Annotated in this window: 18 protein-coding genes and 1 pseudogene; 10 read left to right on the top strand and 9 right to left on the bottom strand. The window is 63.2% G+C overall.

The features are described 5' to 3' along the window. The first annotated feature begins 378 nt into the window (after nucleotides 1-378). The 3 genes and pseudogenes from LB516_RS28355 to LB516_RS28345 all read left to right on the top strand — a co-directional run bounded on the left by LB516_RS28355 (nucleotide 379) and on the right by LB516_RS28345 (nucleotide 3,149). Nucleotides 379-843, top strand: a complete 465-nt coding sequence (locus tag LB516_RS28355) for a cupin domain-containing protein (RefSeq protein WP_140875497.1) — start codon at nucleotides 379-381, stop codon at nucleotides 841-843. A gap of 134 nt (nucleotides 844-977) precedes the next feature. Then, nucleotides 978-1,369 (top strand): annotated as a pseudogene (locus LB516_RS29080) (Rid family hydrolase). A 211-nt stretch (nucleotides 1,370-1,580) separates the two neighbouring features. Beyond that, nucleotides 1,581-3,149 carry a DUF262 domain-containing protein gene (locus tag LB516_RS28345; protein WP_224720793.1) on the top strand — a complete coding sequence of 523 codons (1,569 nt, stop codon included), beginning with the start codon at nucleotides 1,581-1,583 and terminating at the stop codon, nucleotides 3,147-3,149. Between the two features lie 90 nt (nucleotides 3,150-3,239). Here LB516_RS28345 and carB read toward each other — a convergent pair whose 3' ends face one another. The 3 genes from carB to LB516_RS28330 all read right to left on the bottom strand — a co-directional run bounded on the left by carB (nucleotide 3,240) and on the right by LB516_RS28330 (nucleotide 8,673). Continuing rightward, on the bottom strand, nucleotides 3,240-6,731 hold the full coding sequence (gene carB / locus LB516_RS28340) for a carbamoyl-phosphate synthase large subunit (RefSeq protein ID WP_224720792.1): 3,492 nt from the start codon (nucleotides 6,729-6,731) through the stop codon (nucleotides 3,240-3,242). A 427-nt stretch (nucleotides 6,732-7,158) separates the two neighbouring features. Beyond that, nucleotides 7,159-8,025: an SH3 domain-containing protein gene (locus LB516_RS28335; protein WP_411969446.1), complete on the bottom strand. Its 867-nt coding sequence runs from the start codon at nucleotides 8,023-8,025 to the stop codon at nucleotides 7,159-7,161. Nucleotides 8,026-8,316: 291 nt separating this feature from the next. Continuing rightward, on the bottom strand, nucleotides 8,317-8,673 hold the full coding sequence (locus tag LB516_RS28330) for an ArsR/SmtB family transcription factor (protein WP_015316191.1): 357 nt from the start codon (nucleotides 8,671-8,673) through the stop codon (nucleotides 8,317-8,319). Nucleotides 8,674-8,868: 195 nt separating this feature from the next. On the opposite strand from LB516_RS28330, the gene LB516_RS28325 reads away from it, so the two are divergent. Then, nucleotides 8,869-10,047, top strand: a complete 1,179-nt coding sequence (locus LB516_RS28325) for an MFS transporter (RefSeq protein WP_015316192.1) — start codon at nucleotides 8,869-8,871, stop codon at nucleotides 10,045-10,047. 44 nt (nucleotides 10,048-10,091) lie between these two features. On the opposite strand, the gene LB516_RS28320 is transcribed toward LB516_RS28325, so the two are convergent. Then, a complete protein-coding gene (locus LB516_RS28320; RefSeq protein WP_224585858.1) occupies nucleotides 10,092-10,550 on the bottom strand; it encodes a MarR family winged helix-turn-helix transcriptional regulator in 459 nt (152 codons plus the stop codon). A 274-nt stretch (nucleotides 10,551-10,824) separates the two neighbouring features. Between LB516_RS28320 and LB516_RS28315 the strand changes: the two genes are divergently transcribed. Next, a complete protein-coding gene (locus LB516_RS28315; RefSeq protein ID WP_224720791.1) occupies nucleotides 10,825-11,619 on the top strand; it encodes an SDR family NAD(P)-dependent oxidoreductase in 795 nt (264 codons plus the stop codon). Nucleotides 11,620-11,639: 20 nt separating this feature from the next. On the opposite strand, the gene LB516_RS28310 is transcribed toward LB516_RS28315, so the two are convergent. After that, complete coding sequence (locus LB516_RS28310; RefSeq protein WP_224720790.1) at nucleotides 11,640-12,239, bottom strand: LysE family translocator; 600 nt, start codon at nucleotides 12,237-12,239, stop codon at nucleotides 11,640-11,642. Nucleotides 12,240-12,335: 96 nt separating this feature from the next. Here LB516_RS28310 and LB516_RS28305 point away from each other — a divergent pair, with 96 nt between their 5' ends. Continuing rightward, nucleotides 12,336-13,205, top strand: coding sequence for a LysR substrate-binding domain-containing protein (locus LB516_RS28305; protein WP_224720789.1), 870 nt, complete (start codon nucleotides 12,336-12,338; stop codon nucleotides 13,203-13,205). Nucleotides 13,206-13,214: 9 nt separating this feature from the next. Here LB516_RS28305 and LB516_RS28300 read toward each other — a convergent pair whose 3' ends face one another. The 3 genes from LB516_RS28300 to LB516_RS28290 all read right to left on the bottom strand — a co-directional run bounded on the left by LB516_RS28300 (nucleotide 13,215) and on the right by LB516_RS28290 (nucleotide 16,230). Further along, nucleotides 13,215-13,865: a dihydrofolate reductase family protein gene (locus tag LB516_RS28300; RefSeq protein WP_224720788.1), complete on the bottom strand. Its 651-nt coding sequence runs from the start codon at nucleotides 13,863-13,865 to the stop codon at nucleotides 13,215-13,217. Between the two features lie 110 nt (nucleotides 13,866-13,975). Then, nucleotides 13,976-14,812 (bottom strand): protein-L-isoaspartate O-methyltransferase family protein, encoded by an 837-nt coding sequence (locus tag LB516_RS28295; protein ID WP_224720787.1) that lies wholly within the window; start codon nucleotides 14,810-14,812, stop codon nucleotides 13,976-13,978. 53 nt (nucleotides 14,813-14,865) lie between these two features. Then, a complete protein-coding gene (locus LB516_RS28290; RefSeq protein WP_140789565.1) occupies nucleotides 14,866-16,230 on the bottom strand; it encodes an Nramp family divalent metal transporter in 1,365 nt (454 codons plus the stop codon). A gap of 231 nt (nucleotides 16,231-16,461) precedes the next feature. On the opposite strand from LB516_RS28290, the gene mntR reads away from it, so the two are divergent. From mntR to LB516_RS28275, 3 genes are all read left to right on the top strand, one after another. Then, nucleotides 16,462-16,911 carry a manganese-binding transcriptional regulator MntR gene (mntR, locus tag LB516_RS28285; RefSeq protein WP_140761141.1) on the top strand — a complete coding sequence of 150 codons (450 nt, stop codon included), beginning with the start codon at nucleotides 16,462-16,464 and terminating at the stop codon, nucleotides 16,909-16,911. Nucleotides 16,912-17,015: 104 nt separating this feature from the next. Next, entirely contained in the window at nucleotides 17,016-17,204 is a 189-nt protein-coding gene (locus LB516_RS28280; protein WP_015316201.1) for a hypothetical protein, read from the top strand. Nucleotides 17,205-17,286: 82 nt separating this feature from the next. Continuing rightward, complete coding sequence (locus LB516_RS28275) at nucleotides 17,287-18,087, top strand: alpha/beta fold hydrolase (RefSeq protein WP_224720794.1); 801 nt, start codon at nucleotides 17,287-17,289, stop codon at nucleotides 18,085-18,087. 91 nt (nucleotides 18,088-18,178) lie between these two features. Here LB516_RS28275 and LB516_RS28270 read toward each other — a convergent pair whose 3' ends face one another. Continuing rightward, nucleotides 18,179-18,331 carry a hypothetical protein gene (locus LB516_RS28270; RefSeq protein ID WP_224720786.1) on the bottom strand — a complete coding sequence of 51 codons (153 nt, stop codon included), beginning with the start codon at nucleotides 18,329-18,331 and terminating at the stop codon, nucleotides 18,179-18,181. Between the two features lie 214 nt (nucleotides 18,332-18,545). On the opposite strand from LB516_RS28270, the gene LB516_RS28265 reads away from it, so the two are divergent. Beyond that, nucleotides 18,546-19,466 carry a neutral zinc metallopeptidase gene (locus LB516_RS28265; protein ID WP_224720785.1) on the top strand — a complete coding sequence of 307 codons (921 nt, stop codon included), beginning with the start codon at nucleotides 18,546-18,548 and terminating at the stop codon, nucleotides 19,464-19,466. Nucleotides 19,467-19,546: the final 80 nt, after the last annotated feature.

Raw genomic sequence — 19,546 nt, 5'->3', positions numbered from 1 at the left:
CGCGAAGAAGACGCTGCCCGTGTTGAAGATGCACGAGAAGCACGTGAAGGAGCTCGGCGCGGTGCATTAGGGGGGCGGTGGCCAGGGCGAGAACGGTTCGAGATCCGCGCTCTACGGCGCCCCCCTCTGTCCTGCCGGACATCTCCCCCTCAAGTGGGGAGATTGGCGCCTTCGGCGCCGGCTCTCTTCCTGGCGCTGTTGAAAATTGGCGAAAGCAGCGACGACAGCCAATCTCCCCCCAAAGAGGGGGAGATGTCCGGCAGGACAGAGGGGGGCGCCGTAGGGCGCTACGTCGGTACGCCCAGGCAAAACGCGCAACTTGGCCCTGTGCCTTCACCGGCCATGCGCTACACTGCCGCCTCACCTCGGGAGCACCCCATGCCCAAGATCGATCTCGCATTCGTGCCCGTGCGCAAGGGCTCGGGCTACCCCGCACCCTTCGACGCCCCGTGCGCCGACCGCACGCGCCGGCGCCTCGGCGATGCCGGCGGGCTCACCGATTTCGGCGTCAATCTGATGACACTGCCGCCCGGCGGCTGGTCGAGCCAGCGTCACTGGCACAGCCACGAGGACGAGCTCGTCTATGTCTTGGAAGGCGAACTGGTGCTGGTCGAGGATGGCGGCGAGACGCTGCTCAAGGCCGGCGACAGTGCTGCCTTCGCCAAGAACAGCGGCAACGGCCACCACATGATCAACCGCTCGCCGGTCACCGCGCGCTACCTGGAAGTCGGCTCGCGCTCTCAGGACGATGTCATCACCTGTTCGGACATCGACATGATGAGCCCGAGTTCGGACGGGCGCTTCCTGCACAAGGACGGCACGCCGTATCCGGGGCAGGGGTGAGGGCAATCGCATAGGGCGGCGCTAGCGCCGCCCTATGCGATTAGCTTGGGCAGGGGTGACGCCTGGACCACATCCCGCCGCTGGCGTTCGCCCGGCAGCCCGCTAAGCTCCCTGCCAACCCAGGGAGCACCACCATGAAAAAAGAAGTCATCGAAGTGCCCGTCATGTCGGACAAGGTGCGGGCGCTCGGCCTGCCCTGCTCGACGGCGGTGAGGGCCAACGGTTTCGTGTTCATCTCGGCGACGCCGCCGGTGGACATGGTGACCGGCGAGATGGTGCGCGGCGACATCGAGGTCCAGACCGAGGCCTCGCTGAAGGCGCTGAAACATTGCCTGGAAGCGGCCGGAACCTCGCTGGAAACGTCGTGATGGTGCGCATCTACGCCGTCAATTCCGGCTTCTACAACGCGATAAACAGGGTGTATGCCCGGTATTTCAGCGTGAACCCGCCAGCAAGGAGCTTTGTGCCGGTGGCGTCTTGGCCGATGGAGTTTGATATCGAGATTGAGTGCGTGGCGGTGGGGTGAGGCGGGAAAGGCTCACTGTCCGTGATAAAGGGTCTTCGGCCCGAGGATCGGTAGATAATCACTGACCGGCACCTTCATCTTTAACTCCTTGCCTGACAGAAGTGCTGGATCAACACAATATTCGCGGGCGCCGAGCTTGCTAATCTCTTCGGCACGCTGTTAGCTTAATTTTGCGGGCTATTCCAATCGACAAATTTGAGTAGGGGGAAAAATGGCTGAATCGGTAGTTCTTGATGCGATGATCAAGCGGGATGATTTTGCGATCACAAACACGGCGCCGTCCTCGGGAGAGCCGATAAAGACTCTGTCTATCGAAACATTGAGTTCAAGTGGAATGCTGGTCCCCCTGCTTAGGAAACCGGATTTTCAACGTGAAACTAATCACTGGTCTCCTGCTCAGGTCGTATCGTTTCTGGAAAGTTTTTTGGACAACGAGCTTATACCCTCAATAATATTGTGGCGGTCTACCCAATTTGTCTTCGTGATTGATGGTGGCCACAGGTTAAGCGCTCTTCGGGCGTGGATCGATGATGACTATGGGGATGGACCAAATTCAATAGGGTACTATTCAAACGAAATTAATAGCGCCCAAAAAAGAATCGCAAAGAAAACACGAGATCTTGTTGAGTTGAAGATTGGAAAGTATTCTCTGTTACGGGATGCTTTGATAAAGCCTGAGAATCACCCTGAGCAGCGCGTTGTTCGTGCAAGAAATATGGCGACAAGGTCACTCTCTCTGCAGTGGGTTGAGGGTGATGCGGATAAGGCTGAAACCTCATTTTTCAAAATAAATACGCAGGGAACTCCCTTAGACGACGCGGAGGAGACGCTGCTCAGGAATCGAAATCGTTCGATCGCAATTGCCGCCCGCTCCATTATCCGGGCAGCCACCGGTCATAAATACTGGTCGAAGTTTTTAGATGATAATCGGACTAAAATCGAAGCTTCTGCTAAGAGGTTGCACGCTCTTTTCTTTAATCCGGAGGTCAATCAACCTATAAAGACATTGGATTTACCCCTTGGCGGTACGAGATCGCCGATCCAGTCCTTAGATATGCTTATGAACTTAATTTCGCTCACGAATGCGGACCAAGGTACAATTCGGCGACCGCTAAGCGAATTTCCCGAAGATCCTGATGGGAGTGAGACGGTTAAGGTTTTGGAGGTGTGCAGCAGGGTTGCTGCTAGATTAACTGGTACGGGTCCAAGTAGTTTGGGACTTCATCCCGCCGTGTATTTTTATACCGAGCGCGGTCGGCATCTTCCAGACTTACTCCTTGGTTTTTTGCTTCTTTGCAGAAATAAAATGCAGAGCAACGACCCTGCCTTCTTTCGCAAATTTACCGAGAATCGAGAAAAGATAGAAGGTTTCTTGATAGAAAATAAGGCAATAATTACCCAAGCCTTGCAAATTGTGAGAAGTAAGAACCGCGTAGAGAAGGTTTCTGATTTGTTTAACTATTTAATACAGTCCTATGCGGAAGGGAAAAATCCAACGGACAATGAGATTATTGCCGTTATTGCACCTAATTCTGTTTCGAAAATTCTGTCGATAACGCAAGGAGCCGATGGGGAGCGTTTTTCTGACGATGCAAAGAGCGCAATATTCATCAGGCAAGCGTTAAAGAACGCAATGAAGTGCCCAATCTGCCACGGTTATCTCGACCCTGCGAAGTCAGGATCTTATGATCATGTAGTGCGGGTACAAGATGGTGGAAAGGGCGGGGATTCCAATGGGCAGATAACCCACCCTTACTGCAATACTGCCATGAAAAATTGACGCCAATCTGACTCATAAGCCAGTGCTGCCTCTCATCCGCCTGCCGGCACCTTCTCCCCGTATAGGGACGGGGAGAAGAGAGCCAATCGCTTACGCAAAATATTCCTGCAGCGGCCTCACTTCCAAACTCCCCGCCTTCAGCGCCGCGATTGCCTCCGCCACCGCAGCAGCCCCTGACAGCGTCGTGTAATACGGCACCTTCTGCATCAGCGTCGCCCTGCGCAGCGATTTGGAGTCCGACACCGCCTTCTGGCCGTCGGTCGTGTTGAAGACGATCTGGACCTGGCGGTTGCGGATGGCGTCTTCGATGTGGGGGCGGCCTTCCAGGACCTTGTTGATCTTCTGGGCGTCGACGCCGTTTTCGGCGAGGAAGCGGGCGGTGCCTGACGTCGCCAGCACCTTGAAGCCGAGGCCGGCGAGGCGCTTGACCGCCGGCAGGATGCCTTTCTTGTCCTCGTCGCGGACCGAGACGAACAGCGTGCCGGAGCGGGGCAGGTCGACGCCGGCTCCGAGCTGGCTCTTGGCGAAGGCCAGCGCGAAATCGCGGTCGAGGCCCATGACCTCGCCCGTGGAGCGCATTTCCGGGCCGAGCAATATGTCGACGCCGGGGAAACGGGCGAAGGGGAAGACGGCTTCCTTGACCGCGATGTGGCCGGGATTCCTGGGGTCGGGCATGGCGCCGTAATGGGCGAAGGCGTCTTCCAGCGTCTCGCCGGCCATGATGCGGGCGGCGATTTTGGCGATCGGACGGCCGATGGTCTTGGCGACGAAGGGGACGGTGCGCGACGCGCGCGGGTTGACCTCCAGCACATAGACCGTGCCGTCCTTGATCGCGTATTGCACGTTCATCAGCCCGCCGACATTGAGCGCGCGGGCAAGGGCTGATGTCTGGCGCTCGAGCTCGTCGACGAGGTCCGACGGCAGCGAGTGAACCGGCAGCGAGCAGGCACTGTCGCCCGAATGGATGCCGGCCTCCTCGATATGTTCGAGAATGCCCGACACGAAGGTCGCCTTGCCGTCGCAGAGGCAGTCGACATCGACCTCGATGGCGCCCGAGAGATAGGTGTCGAACAAAAGCGGGTTCTTGCCCAGCAGCGTGTTGATCTGGCCGGTCTTGTCGTTGGGGTATTTCTGCTTGATGTCCTCCGGCACCAGGCCGGGCACGGTGTCGAGCAAATAGGACTGCAGCATGCCCTCGTCATGGATGATCTGCATGGCGCGGCCGCCGAGCACATAGGACGGGCGCACCACTAAGGGGAAGCCGAGCTCGCCGGCGACGAGGCGGGCCTGCTCGACCGAATAGGCGATGCCGTTCTTCGGCTGGCTGAGGTTGAGCTTGTGCAGCAGCTTCTGGAAGCGGTCGCGGTCTTCGGCCAGATCGATCATGTCGGGCGAGGTGCCGAGGATCGGAATGCCTGCCTTCTCCAGCGCGTCGGCCAGCTTCAGCGGCGTCTGGCCGCCGAACTGGACGATGACGCCGACCAGCTCGCCCGAGGCCTGCTCGGCGCGCAGGATCTCCAGCACGTCCTCCGCCGTCAGCGGCTCGAAATAGAGCCGGTCCGAGGTGTCGTAGTCGGTCGACACGGTTTCGGGGTTGCAGTTGATCATGATCGCTTCATAGCCGGCGTCGCGCAGAGCGAAGGCGGCATGGCAGCAGCAATAGTCGAACTCGATGCCCTGGCCGATGCGGTTCGGTCCGCCGCCGAGAATGACGACCTTCTTGCGCGCCGAGACCTGGGCCTCATTGGCGAGCGCGCCGGCGAAGGGCACTTCGTAGGTCGAGTACATGTAGGCGGTGGGCGAGGCGAACTCGGCCGCGCAGGTGTCGATGCGCTTATAAACCGGATGAACGTCGAGCTTTTCGCGAGTCTTCTGAATCACTTCGGCGTCGGTCTTCGTCAGCGAGGCGAGGCGGGCGTCGGAGAAGCCCATCGCCTTCAGCATACGCAGATTGACGGCGTCGCCGGGAATGCCGTGCTCGCGGATGCGGGCTTCCATGGCGACGATGCCGGCGATCTGTTCGAGGAACCAGGGGTCGATCTTGCACATGGCGTGCACGTCTTCTAGCGACGTGCCCATGCGGATCGCCTGCGCCACCATACGCAGCCGGTCGGGCGTCGGCGTGCCCAAGGCGGCGCGGATGGCGTTGCGGTCGTCGGCGCTGTTGGTTGCGCCGAGGCCAGGGATCTCGATCTCGTCGAGGCCGGTGAGGCCGGTCTCGAGACCGCGCAGCGCCTTCTGCAAAGACTCCTGGAAGGTGCGGCCGATGGCCATGACTTCGCCGACCGACTTCATGGCCGTGGTCAGCACCGGCTCGGCGCCGGGGAATTTTTCAAACGCAAAGCGCGGGATCTTGGTCACGACATAGTCGATGCTCGGCTCGAACGAGGCGGGCGTGGCGCCGCCGGTGATGTCGTTCTCCAGCTCGTCCAGCGTGTAGCCGACAGCAAGCTTGGCGGCGATCTTGGCGATCGGGAAGCCGGTCGCCTTGGAGGCGAGCGCGGACGAGCGCGAGACGCGCGGGTTCATCTCGATGACGACGAGACGGCCATCGGCCGGGTTGACGGCGAACTGCACGTTGGAGCCGCCGGTCTCGACGCCGATCTCGCGCAGCACCGCGATCGAGGCGTTGCGCATCATCTGGTATTCCTTGTCGGTCAAGGTCAGCGCCGGGGCGACGGTGATGCTGTCGCCCGTGTGCACGCCCATCGGGTCGATGTTCTCGATCGAGCAGACGATGATGCAATTGTCCGCTCTGTCGCGGACGACCTCCATCTCATACTCCTTCCAGCCGAGCACGCTCTCCTCGATCAGCACTTCGGTGGTCGGCGAGGCGTCGAGGCCGGACTGGACGATGTCATAGAATTCGGCCCTGTTGTAGGCGATGCCACCGCCGGTGCCGCCCATGGTGAAGGACGGGCGGATGATGGCCGGCAGACCGACATGGTCGAGGGCCTGGGCGGCGATCGCCATGCCATGGCTGATGTAGCGCTGCTTGCGGTCGCCTTCGCCGAGGTTCCAGCGGGTTTCCAGCGCATCGAGTTCGGCGTCGAGATTGTCGGGCTTCTCGGCCTTCAGCGCGGCGCGCTCGGCCTCATGCGTCTTGCGGTCGGCGTTCTTGACGTCGGTGGCGTTGGCCAGCATCGACTTCGGCGTCTCCAACCCGATCGTCTTCATCGCCTCGCGAAACAGCGCGCGGTCCTCGGCCTTGTCGATGGCATGGGCGTCGGCGCCGATCATCTCTACTTGATAGCGCTCCAGCACGCCCATGCGGCGCAGCGACAAAGCGGTGTTGAGCGCGGTTTGGCCGCCCATGGTCGGCAGCAGCGCGTCGGGCCGCTCCTTGGCGATGATCTTGGCGACCACTTCTGGGGTGATCGGCTCGATATAGGTGGCGTCGGCCAGTTCCGGGTCGGTCATGATGGTGGCCGGGTTGGAATTGACCAGGATGACGCGAAAGCCCTCTTCCTTCAGCGCCTTGCAGGCCTGGGTGCCGGAATAGTCGAATTCGCAGGCCTGGCCGATGACGATGGGGCCGGCCCCGATGATCAGGATCGACTTGATGTCGGTGCGTCTGGGCATGTCTATGAATTCCGTTCGGCAGCGGGCTTGCACAAAAAACCGGGACGGGAAGACCCGGCCGGTTGTGCTCGCGATTCTGGTATCAGGCTAGGAGGGCCTTATAGGGAAGAGTTTTGCCCGATGTAACCCCGAAAATGCTGGATTGGGCGGGGCTGCACAGGCTGGGCGCGCGCGTTGGGTTTGAATGGGTATCTTGCAGTGCGTTGGCGCTGCCCCTCACCTGCCTGCCGGCATCCTCTCCCCGTATAGCGACGGGGAGAGGGGTGCTGCCGTCGCCGGTGTCGCCAATCACCGCTGTTGCAAGAAGAGCGCAAGGTTGCGGCCAGCATCTTTCTCCCCGTCATTATACGGAGAGAAATGCCCGGCAGGGCAATGAGGGCGGCGCAAACCCCAGCAATCAGGCAGCCACGGCAAAAGTCGCCGAACTCTAATCCCCCAGCACCACCGTGTCCGTGATCTCGAACCGCTCCGACACGCCGATGCGGATCATGTTGAGTTTGCCTTCCCGGGTGAAGCGGAACTCGCTGCCGGCGTCCGAGCTTGCCGGCAGGCCGGCAGCGAAGGAGATGACGCGGCTGCCGCCATCGGGCCAGGTCACGGTGACGTCGGCCTTGTCCGTGCCCTTGCGCGTCACGCTCGCCGCGCAAGGCGCCATGGGCTGTCCAACGTAGCGGGCGCAGGGAATTTGCAGGGCGCCATCGACGGCCGCCGTGGCCCCGGTTGGCTCTTCGGCCGCGGGTCCGTTTTCAGTTGCAGCCAGCGCCAGGCCATAGGCATCCTGCATGGCGATCTCCGCCGCGGATTTCGGTATGGCTTCGGGGCTGGCCGGTTGGCTCGCACCACCCAGCCGAGCGGTCAGGTCGGGTGCATCGGGCGTCGCGGCGGCGTCGGTGGCCATGGCGGGCGTATCCGCGGCCTCGTCGGGCACGGTCGCCGGATTGACGGGAACGAGGTAGCGCGCGGGAGCCCAGCCGGTGGCTTTGGGATTGTCAGACTCGATCTTGCACCAGGGATGGCCGTCAATGTCGTTGCAGCCGAGGTTCCGTACGCTCGCACCGGCCGCCAGGCGGGCCTCGGTCTTGCCGATCGCCGACGGCTTGGCGCGCACATTGAGCAGGTCGTCGGGGGCGAGCCCGGTGACGACGGAGATGAACGGCGCCTCTTCGGCATGGGCCGGGCCAACAGCCGGCCACGCCGCCATCAGCAGCGGAACCGCAACCAGCGCATGCAAACCTGTTCGGAGCGTAACTGTGCGCCTCATCATCTGGCCGTGCGCCGATACTCGAAATTCCATGCCGCGGCCATCTTGCCGCACGTTAGGCCGATTCTATAAGGGACGACGCGCCGCCATGTAAGCCGGAAATTGAGGCTAATCATGGCGGCAGACCGGCCTGCCGCCTCGTGGTGTACTCGACGGCGATCGTCTCGAAGCGATCCTGCTGGCCGGCGCCGCCCAAGGTAACGATGCCGTAGCGGGGCTAAGCGCATTTTCGAGGGGGCTCCACAGGCTGGCGAAGGACTGGTCGAAAGGGCGACCCTGACAGGGACATGAGTTCCTCCCGCTTCGCGAGGGAAAGGAAATGCGTCAGGCCGACACTTCGATGTCGTGGCCGCCGACGGCCGGCAGGGCGGCGTCGCCCGCGGCCGCGGCGATGACGCTGTCGAGCAGGCCGGGGAAGCGGGCGTCGAGATCGGCGCGGCGCAGCGTGATCATGCGGTTGGTGCCGACCACTTCGGCGCGGGTGACACCGGCCTCACGCAGCTTGGCGAGGTGGTAGCTCAGATTGGTCTTGGAGCCGAGATCGAGGAAGCGGCTGCAGTTCAGCGGCACGCCTTCCTTGCTGGCGAGATAGCGCACGATCGCAAGCCGCGTCGGGTCGCCGAGCACGCCGAGCACAATGGGCAGGCTGATCTGGTCCGTATTGGGGTGTGGCAAGGTCATGGCTGGAACCTAAGCACAGTTCGGGCCGATTTCAACGCGTCGATCCTGCCCGGTCCATACACACTGTTTCTCCAGTTCATGGCCGTCCTGACACAGGGCTGTCAGCATGGTTATGCTATTTTTGCCTGGCTTCATTGACATGATGCCCTTTTATGTCCAATTGTTCAATAACTTTTGAACTAAGGACGCTTTCCCATGGACAAGAGAATTTTCTGGCTTGCGCTCGGATCGTTTGCGATCTCGACCGAAGGCTTCGTCATCTCCAGCCTCCTGCCCGATATCGCCAGGGATGCCGGCATCTCCGTGCCGCTCGCCGGCTCGCTGATCACCGCTTTCGCGCTCGCCTATGCCGTGGGCACGCCGATCCTGGCGACGCTGACCGGCGAATGGGACCGGCGCCGCGTGATCCTGTGGACGCTGGTGTTCTTCGTCGTCGGCAATGTCGTCGCCGCCTTGAGCTCATCCTTCGAAGTGCTGCTCGTCGCACGCATCATCATGGCGCTGTCGTCGGGCCTGTTCGCGGCGACCGCGCAAGGCACGGCGGTGGCGCTGGTGGATGACCATCACCGCGCCCGCGCCATCGCCGTCGTCGTCGGCGGCACCACGGTGGCCGTCGCTGTCGGTGCACCGCTTGGCGCGCTTGTCGCGGCCATCGCCGGCTGGCGCGGCACCTTCTATGCCATTGCCGGCCTTGGCGCGCTGTCCGGCGCCATCCTGTGGTACCGCCTGCCGCGCGGCATCATCGGCACCAGGCTGCCGCTGAAGCGCCGGCTGGCGGCCGCCATGCGTCCCGGCGTGATGCCGATCCTGGTGACGACATTGCTGGCGCTGGTCGGTGCCTTCACCGTCTTTGCCTATGTCGCGCCGCTTGCCATCGAGGGCGGCGGGCTGAGCGAGATCGCGCTGCCCGGCATGCTGCTCGCCTTCGGCGTCGGCGCCGTCATCGGCAACATTGCCGGCGGCCAGGCGGCCGACCGTTTCGGCGCCACGCGCACCGTCGGCTGGTCGCTGGCGTTGAGTGCCGCCATGCTGATCATGCTGTCGGTCATCCCGACCTTCCTGCCGCAGCACATTGCCGGACCGGCGCTGATGGCGATGATGGTGCCGTGGGGCATCGTCGGCTGGGCGTTCCCGCCGGCGCAGGCCAGCCGCATCATCAAGCTGGCGCCGGACGCCGCCCCGATCGTGCTGTCGCTCAACGGCTCGGCGCTCTATCTCGGCGTGGCGGTGGGCGCGGTGGTCGGTGGTGGCGTGCTGCGCTACGGCGCGCCCGCCGATCTCGGCCTGGTCGCGGCGGTGTTTCCGATCGTCGGGCTCGGCATCGTGCTGGCGGGGCGGGTGTTTGCCCGGGCCGTCACCATGCCGGCGGAATAAGGCCGGCTCCGAGGCTTGCATCCTTGTTTTTCGCGGCCGCTTCTTCAGCTGGAAGGAGTGGCCGCGGGCAATTCCAGCTTCAACGCAGCCACTTCATCGAGTGTGGCCCGCAGTTTCGCGGCCTGCTCCGCGCCGATCATGGCCTCGAATTGCCGCTGGGCGACACTCCATAGCTTGATCGCCTCGTCGAGCTTGGCCTGTCCTGATTGCGTCAGCCGTACGCGCTTGACGCGGCGATCGTCCTTGTCGGGGAAGGTTTCGACATAGCCGTCGCGGACCAGGGGCTTCAGCGTGTGGCCGAGCGCCGACAGATCCATGATCAGCGCCTCGGCAATGGCTCCCATCGCCGGTTCGCTGCCGACACTGATCTGGAACAGCAGGCCGAACTGCGTGCCCTTCAGGCCGGAAGGCGCCAGCGCGTCGTCATAGAACCGGCCGAGCCTGCGCGCGGTGCGCCGCAAGGTGGCATTGTTGCAACGGCTAAATCCGTCAGCTTCACTCATGATCGCTCCTTGTGGAGCATCTCCGGCGAAACGCATCGCCTCCAATGCTCTCTCTTGTCACGCAATTCTGGGCGCAGAACCGCTGGGCACTTGCTGGAATTGTCTGGCAGGTGCGCCAGCCTGCCGCAGAAATAGTTTTCGCCGCCGCCGTTGACAAGATGGTGGCATATACCTACTTCGCGAAAAGTGGCATATACCACTAACTCGAATAGCAGCCTGGCCGGCGGATATTTATCCACCGGGGCCGAAGACAGCGAGCACAAGGAACGTGACAATGAGCAAGAATGACAACAAGGGCACGGCGGTCGTCACCGGCGCTTCATCGGGGATCGGCGCCGTCTATGCGGATCGACTGGCGGGGCAGGGCTACGACCTGGTGCTGGTGGCGCGCCGTGCCGACCGGCTGCAGGCGCTGGCCGAGAAGTTGCGCCATGACCACGGCCACAACGTGAGCGTGATCAGCGCCGATCTGTCCGACGACGGCGATGTGCGCCGTGTCGAGCAGTCGATATCAGCCGACGAAACCGTGACGCTGCTGGTCAACAATGCCGGCCTTGGCGGTCAGGCAGTGGTGGCAACCGCCGACGCCGACGCGGCCGAGCGCATGATCAAGGTCAATGTCGTGGCGCTGACCCGGCTGACGCGTGCCGTGCTGCCTGGGCTCCTGGCGCGCAACCGGGGCGGAATCGTCAACATCGCCTCGGTCCTGGCCTTCGACACCTCGTTCGGCGGCATCTACAGCGGCACCAAGGCCTATGTCCTCAACTTCACCGAAGCCCTGCATCGCGAGGTCGCGGGCACCGGAGTGACGGTGCAGGTGGTGCTGCCGGGCGCGACCCGGACCGATTTCTGGGAGCTTTCCGGCGGTGATATCGACCAGCTGCCGAAGGAGATCGTCATGACCGCCGACGACATGGTCGACGCCGCCCTTGTCGGCCTGGCCAGGGGCGAGGCCGTCACCGTGCCGGCGCTTGCCGATACGGGAAAGCTGGACACATTCCTAGGCGCCCGCCAGGCCTTCTACGGCAGCCTGCATGCCGACAAGCCGGCCCCGCGCTACGCGGCTTAGGCTGACGTGGCGGCCGACCGTCAGGCCGTCCGCCACATCGGGATGATCGAGGAGGCGAGCACCAGCGCCAGCACGATGTTGAGCGCGCGCCATTGCCACTCGGCCTTGAGCAGCCGCGCCAGCACCATGCCGGCCACGCACCAGACGGACAGCGAGATGGCGGCGGTGAGGCCGAAGGTCGAGCCGAGCAGCAAAGCGAGTTGTCCCGGACCGTCGGCAAGCGCGGCGAAGGAGGCCGCCGCGCCCAGACCCATCGCCCAGCCCTTGGGGTTCATCCACTGGATGCCGGCGCCGCCCAGAAAACTGTTGGGTTTGGCCATGGCGACATCGAGATTGGGCGGGCCGGCGCGGCCGATCTTGATTGCCAGCCAGACGAGGTAGAGCGAGCCGGCGATCTTCATGGCAAGCTGCAGCGAGGGCATGGCAAGCAGCAGCCCGGCAAGTCCGGCGGCGGCCGCCCCCGTCACGGTCGCGAGACCGGCGGCACTGCCGACCATCAAGGGAACCGAGCGGCGAAAGCCGAACTGCGCACCCGAAGCGGTCGACAATGTCGTGGCGATACCGGGCGTCGCGGTGGCCACGAAGGCAAACAGGATGAGCGGCAGGATCGGCTGGAGCATGGGGCGTCCTTTGTCGGAGGCTTCATGCTAGACTGAACGTGGCATCAGTAAATGCAATGTTTGCGATTATCGTCATTAGCACTTATAATGCCGGTCATGATCCGCAATCTCGATACCAGTCTCATGCGCACCTTCGTCACCGTCGCCGATAAGGCCAGCATGACGGCGGCGGCCAACGCGCTGCACCTGACTCAGGGCGCGGTCAGCCAGCAGGTCAAGCGGCTGGAAGAAACGCTCGGCTGTGGGCTGTTCGAGCGCGACCGGCGCGGTCTGCGCCTGACCCATTCCGGCGAGCGGCTGTTCGACAAGGCAAGGCGGCTGCTCAGCCTCAATGACGAGATCTGGACCGAGATGATGGGGAGCGCTGTTGCCGGACAGGTGCGTCTCGGCGTTCCCTACGACCTTGTCGGCACCTTGCTGGCGCCCATCCTGAAGGCCTATGCCGAGGCCTATCCGCAGGTCGAGATATCGCTGGTCTGCGCCTCCTCGCCGGAACTGGCGGCGGCACTCGGGGCCGGAACCATCGACCTCGCGGTAATCGAGGAGCGGGTCGGCCCGACCTCGGGCGAATGCCTGGCCATCGACCGGCTGGTCTGGGTCGGCGCAAGGGGTGGGGTGGCTCGCGCCAAGCGGCCATTGCCCGTCTCGATCGTTGCCGACACCTGCGCCTTCCGGCCGGTGGTGCTGGCGGCACTCAACGAGCATGGGCTGGAATGGCGCAGCGTGTTCGAGAACGGCAACATCGACGCGACGACGGCAACGGTGCGCTCCGATCTCGCCGTCACCACCTGGCTCGCTGCCACCGTGCCAGCCGATCTCGACATATTGCCGTTCGACACCGGCCTGCCGCCGCTGCCGAATTTCGCCATCAACCTGCACCTGCCGAGGCATGGCGTGAGCACGGCGGCGCAGGAATTCGCACGCCATATACGCGATGGGCTGGCGCGGCGATCGCAGGCTGCTTGATGCCCGAATTTACTTCCAGTTCTTGCGCCGCTCGAGTTCGGCCTGGGATGGCTCGCCCGTGACAAAGGAGCCGACCTTGATTTCGCCCGCGCGCTCATAGGTCGCGATGATGACGCCGGTGGTCGAAGTCTGCGATTTGACAAGCTTGAAAGCGGCCGGCATCGCTGCATCGCCGAACAGCCGCTTGCCCTTGCCCAGCAACAGCGGGAAGATCATCAGCCGGATCTCGTCGATCAGCCCGTTGGCGAGCAAGGTCTGAATGAGATTCCCAGATCCCTGGATGAGCAGGTCAGGTCCATCTTCCTGCTTGAGGCGACGCAAAGCCGTGGTGATATCGGGCCCAAGCGCGTGCGTGTTCTGCCAGGTCAAAGTATCCGGCCGATGCGTCGCCACATACTTGGTCGCGGGGTTGAACGCATCCGCGATCGGATCTTTCTGGTAGGGCCAGTACGCGGCGAAGATGTCGTAGGTTCTGCGGCCGAGCAGCAGGGCGAAGGGTTTGGAGAACAATTCCTCCATTGCCGCGCCTCCCACCTCATCAAAGTAGTGGAATGTCCAGCCGCCGAATTCGAAGCCGCCGACCGGATCCTCTTCCGGCCCGCCCGGCGCCTGCATGACGCCATCGAGGCTGACGAAGGTCGCGGCGATGATCTTTCTCATTGTGCTTTCCCTTGCTTGTGTCCACGCCATCGCGGCCGGACTTCAACCCAAGGACGGAGCAACCGCGCCCGTCCCGACAAAGGCCGCGAGATTTGGTCCGCCTCGATAGGTCAGCCGCGGACGCTCACGCCTTTCGACGAGAACCAGACATGCTCGAAGATCGCCGTGGCGGTGCGGTCCGGCTGCCTGTCCTCGACCAGCCAGATCGAGCGGCTGCGCGTGGCCTGCTCGCGTGTTGGGATCTTCGCCGCAAGTTCCGCGAGCGAGGCGCCGAAGCATGGGATGAACCAGGCACGCATGAACGGATTGCAGGCAAAGCCCTTTTCGGTGCGGGTCACCAGCATCGCCAGCGGGACGCGCTCGGCGGGACGCCAGGGGAAGATCATGCGGCCGCCGGGGCGCAACGCTTTCAGCCATCCGGCGGGAGGGGCAACGACACCGGCATTGACATAGATGATGTCGGATGGCGGCAGCGGCGACGTCACGGCATCGCCATGGACAATGGTCGCATTGCCGTAGGTTTCGAGATTCTTGCGCGCCAGCCCGGCCAGGTTTTCGTCGATCTCGAAGGCGGTGACGGTGCCGCTTGGCGAAACCAGTTTGGCCAGCAAAGCTGTGTAGTAACCGCTGCCGGCGCCGATATGCGTGATGGCCTCACCAGGCTTTGGCGCGAGTTTTCCGATCCACATGGCGTGCAGGAAGGGCTCGCCATTGTTGATGCCCTTGTCGGTATCGAGCGCCACCAGAACGTTCTGGCAGATGTGGGCCGGATCGGCGCTTGGCGTGGTGACCGTGCCGTTGCCGGTGATGACCGTCCATGGGCCGGGGCCGAGGAAGGCCTCGCGCGGTACGCTGGCGAACACCTCTTCCAGGCGCGGGTCCGATGAGGCGGCGTTGACCGCCATCAGCCGCGCGTAGAATGTCCTGATGTCCTCGAGGTCGCTCATGGCATCGGGAAGATAGCGCGATCCGGCGGTTTGTCCCGTGATTAAACGGAACTTCAGCCAACCCCGAACATGGTGTCGTAGAGCAGCTTGAAATTGAGCACCAGGATGATTGCCGCGACCACCCAGGCCAGTGCGGCGACCCCGCGCGGGATGGCGAGATTGCCCATCTTCTTCTTGTCGGACACGAACTGCACCAGCGGGACGACCGCGAAAGGCAGCTGCATGGACAACACCACCTGGCTGAAGACCAGTAGCTGGCCAGTGCCCTTCTCGCCATAGAGCGCGGTGACGACCACCACCGGTATGATGGCGAGGCCGCGGGTCAGCAGGCGCCGCGCCCAGTTGGGGATGCGCAGGCGCAGAAAACCTTCCATGATGATCTGGCCGGCGAGCGTTGCCGTCACCGTCGAATTCAGGCCCGACGCCAGCAGTGCCACCGCAAACAGGATCGAGGCGATGCCGAGGCCAAGCAGCGGCGACAGCAGCTTGAAAGCCTGGTCGATCTCGGCGACATCCTGGTGGCCGGTTTCGTGGAAGGCGACGGCCGCGACGATCAGGATGGCGGCGTTGACGAACAGCGCCAGCATCAGGGCGATGGTGGAGTCCGTCGTCGCCCATTTGATGGCATCGCGTTTTCCTGCTTCCGTGCGCTCATAGGCGCGGGTCTGCACGATCGAGGAATGCAGGTAGAGATTGTGCGGCATCACCGTTGCGCCGATGATGCCGATGGCGATGTAGAGCATCGCCGGATTGGTGACGATTTCGGAGGACGGCACGAACATCGAATGCAGGATCGTGCCGGCCGGCGGAGCGGCAACGAAGATCTGGATGGCAAAGCAGCTGAAAATGATGATCAGCAGCGCGACGACGAAGGCTTCGAGATAGCGGAACCCCTTGTTCATCAGGAGCAGAACCAGGAAAGCGTCGAGCGCGGTGAGCATGGCGCCGCCGATCAGCGGGATGCCGAACAAAAGCTGCAGCGCGATCGCGGTGCCGATCACCTCGGCGAGGTCGCAGGCGATGATGGCGAGCTCGCAGGCGATCCACAGCACGAGATTGACCGGGCGCGGATAGTAGGCGCGGCAGGCCTGGGCGAGGTCGCGGCCGGTGGCGATGCCAAGGCGCGCGGCCAGCGCCTGCAGCAGGATCGCCATCAGGTTGGACAGCATGATGATGAACAAAAGCGTGTAGCCGAACTGCGCGCCGCCGGCGAGGTCGGTCGCCCAGTTGCCCGGGTCCATATAGCCGACCGAGACCATGTAGCCGGGACCCATGAAGGCGAACAAGCGGCGGAACCAGACGCCTGATGTCGGCACCGCGATGGAGGAGTTGACCTCGCGCAGGCTGGGCTGATCGTCTTCATCCCGTCTGGCGAACCGCCATGCGGACCGGGAGGTTGTGACGTCTGCTTCTGACATGAAAAGGCTTTCCGCGACTTCCGGAGGATGCCCTCAAGGTATGCCATGGCTCAACATTATGCAATAAGCTATATTTCATTGTCGGTGCTTTTTAGCGTGTCGCGCGATACGTGCGAGGGCGGCACCTCGGATACGCCGGTTGCGCCTCTCTTGGAATGCAAATAAACGGCCTGAAGAATCAGAGCCCGTGCTATAAAGCAGGGACGGCAAACTCCCGAGGAGGAGCGCGCATTGGCGCTGAAGAACAGACCGGTCCCGCGTGAGCCGTTGCTCGATGCCGATGTCCATTCGGAAGGGTTCCGGCAGACGCGCGAAGCGCGCCGCAGCGCGCTTGTCGAGGATTATGTCGAGCTGATCGCCGACCTGATCGAGGACGGCAACGAGGCGCGCCAGGTCGACATCGCCGCGCGTCTTGGCGTCGCCCAGCCGACGGTGGCCAAGATGTTGACGCGGCTCTGCGCCGACGGGCTGGTGTCGCGAAAACCCTATCGCGGCGTGTTCCTGACCGAAGCCGGCCGCAAGGTCGCAGAGGAAAGCCGCATCCGCCACCAGACGGTCGAGGCCTTTCTGCGCTCGCTCGGCGTCAGCGCCGAGACGGCGCGCATCGATGCCGAGGGCATCGAACACCATGTCAGCGCCGAGACGCTGGAAGCGTTCCGCAAGGCGATGACGGCGCGCTGAAGCGCTTCATTGCCGCGTTTTCGACCATTTTAGCCGCTGGAACCGCCGGCGCTTATACGCGTTCCCCTCTCATTGCGCGCCTATCGCGCGCCAGGGAGGAAGCAATGGGCATCGAGCAGGCACCGACCGCAAAAGGCAAGCAGGCAGCCACAGGATTGGAACAGGCGGCCGCCAGGGACGAGCGCAAGACCGAGGCCGAAACGGGACATCCGCTGAAGAAAGGCGCCGATCGTTTCGAGGAACGCTCGAAAAGCTCCGACGGCAAGAGCGCCGGCGCCAAGCAGAAAGAGTAAGCGGCAGCAGTTCTGGACCGATGCGGATGACCATCGAGTGGCGCCCGCCTGAACGCTTTGTCTTTCAGGGACATTCGATCGCCTGGGGCGTCATGGGGGAAGGACCGCCGCCGTCGTTCTCCACGGCACGCCATTCTCCTCGGTCGAGTGGCGCCGCATCGCGCCATGGCTGGCGAAGCAGCGACGCGTCCACTATTTCGACATGCTTGGCTATGGCTGGTCGGACAAGCCGGACGGCGATGTGTCGCGTGGCATGCAGAACGAGCTGTTCGCGGCGCTCTATGCCCACTGGAAGCTGGAACGGCCCGACGTGGTCGCGCATGATTTCGGCGGATCGACCGCTCTGCGCGGTCATCTGCTCAACGGTTTGGAGTTCCGCTCGCTGGCGCTGATCGATCCAGTGGCGATCAGCCCGCAAGGTTCGCCGCTGGTCCAGGCAGCCAGGCAGAACGAGAAGGTTTTTGCCGGGCTGCCCGCATATGTCCACGAAGCGATCTTGCGGGCCTACATCGATGGCGCGACGGACAATTCGTTGCGCACAGACGAGATGCAGGCCTATCTGCGTCCATGGCTTGGCGACGAGGGCCAGAAGGCGTTCTGGAGGCAAGTCGCGCAGATGGACGACAGGTACACGGAGGAGGTGGAGTGGCGATATGGCGAGATTCGCTGTCCGGTCACCATCCTGTGGGGCGAAAATGACGATTGGATCCCGGTAAAGGACGGCAGGGAGCTGGCGCGGCGCATTCCCGGCGCGACGTTTCAGACAGTCCCCGGCGCCAAGCATCTCGTCCAGGAAGACGCGCCGGAGGCGGTCGCCGCCACGGTCCTCCAGTTCTGGCGGAGCCTGGAAGCCGGCTGGGGCGCTGGCAGTGTCTCAGTATGAAATTTGGTGGCGGACCCGCCCGTCTCGACCGGGGCCTCCAGCACATGACTGGCGCTCTTCCCCTGAGCTACGGGCCGCCAACCTGTTTATATCAAGCTACCCGCCTTTTGTAAGGGCCGCGATTGTCGACGTCGCGGGTGACGCCGAGCGCGGGGCCGAGCAAACGGCTGATCGACAGGCCGCCGCGCTCCAGCGCCTGCAAGGTGGCCGGATCGGTAACGGCGACGCTGGCATCGAGCGTCACCGCGCCGGCATTCGCAGCCCGAAGCCTGGAACCCCTCCCAATGCCGGCGATGCGACAGGCCTTGCGGCGCTCCCGGCCAGTGCGGTGGAGCGGCCATGCGGCGCTGCCTGGCCGCAAAAATGCTGTGACTTGGAGCAACCATTGCGATACTTGTTTGTTGGATTGAGCCGGCCCTGCCGGAGCAATGGGGAAGTTTGCAGCACGAGGAGTTGCCATGCTCTGGAGAGGCCGTCGTCAGAGTGACAATATCGAGGACGACCGCAGCGATGGCGGCGGCGGGATCGGTGGTGGTGGCGGCCAGTTCCGCATTCCGATCGGTGGCCGCGCCGGTGGCGGCGGTAGCATATTCCTCGTCATCCTGGTGGTGCTGGCAGGATGGTATTTCGGCTTTGATCCCTCAACGATCCTGGGCGGTGGCGACGGTGGCCTGCTGCCAGGCGGCGGTGGCCAGATATCGGACAACAGCGGCGGCCAGGACAGCGGCGCAACGCCAGCCAATGACGAGATGAAGCAGTTCGTGGCGACCGTGCTCGCCGAGACGGAAGACACCTGGACCGGCATCTTCAAGTCGCAAGGCCTGACCTATGAGGACCCGAAGCTGGTGCTGTTTTCCGGCCAGGTCCGCTCCGCCTGCGGCTTTGCCTCGGCGGCGGCGGGACCGTTCTATTGTCCGGGCGACCACAAGGTCTATCTCGACATGACCTTCTTCCAGCAGCTCGACCAGCAGTTCGGCGCTTCCGGCGAGTTCGCCCGCGCCTATGTCATCGCGCATGAGGTCGGCCACCACGTGCAAAACCTCACCGGCATCATGGGGAAGTTCAACCAGATGCGGCAAGGCATGAGCGAAGCCGATGCCAACCAGCTGTCGGTGCGCATCGAGTTGCAGGCCGACTGCTTCGCCGGCGTGTGGGCGCATTACACCGGGCAGAAGGGCATATTGGAGCAGGGCGACTTCGAAAGCGCGCTGAACGCGGCCAAGCAGATTGGCGACGATACGCTGCAGAAGAAGATGCAGGGCTATGTCGTGCCGGAAAGCTTCAACCACGGCACCTCGCAGCAGCGGCAGACCTGGCTGACACGCGGATACAAGAGCGGCAAGCTTTCGGACTGTAACACGATGAGCGGCCCGCTCTAAGCAGCCGTTTTCGGACATGGACCTGGCGGCCAAGACGCCGTCAGGGAGTGTCAGGATCAAAGCCTCCTGCCTGTTCCCGC

The organism is Mesorhizobium sp. CO1-1-7 (genome assembly GCF_020164885.1).
GTDB lineage: Bacteria > Pseudomonadota > Alphaproteobacteria > Rhizobiales > Rhizobiaceae > Mesorhizobium > Mesorhizobium australicum.
The sequence above is the reverse complement of the archived record's forward strand: the minus strand, read 5'-3'. Positions and strand labels throughout refer to the sequence as shown.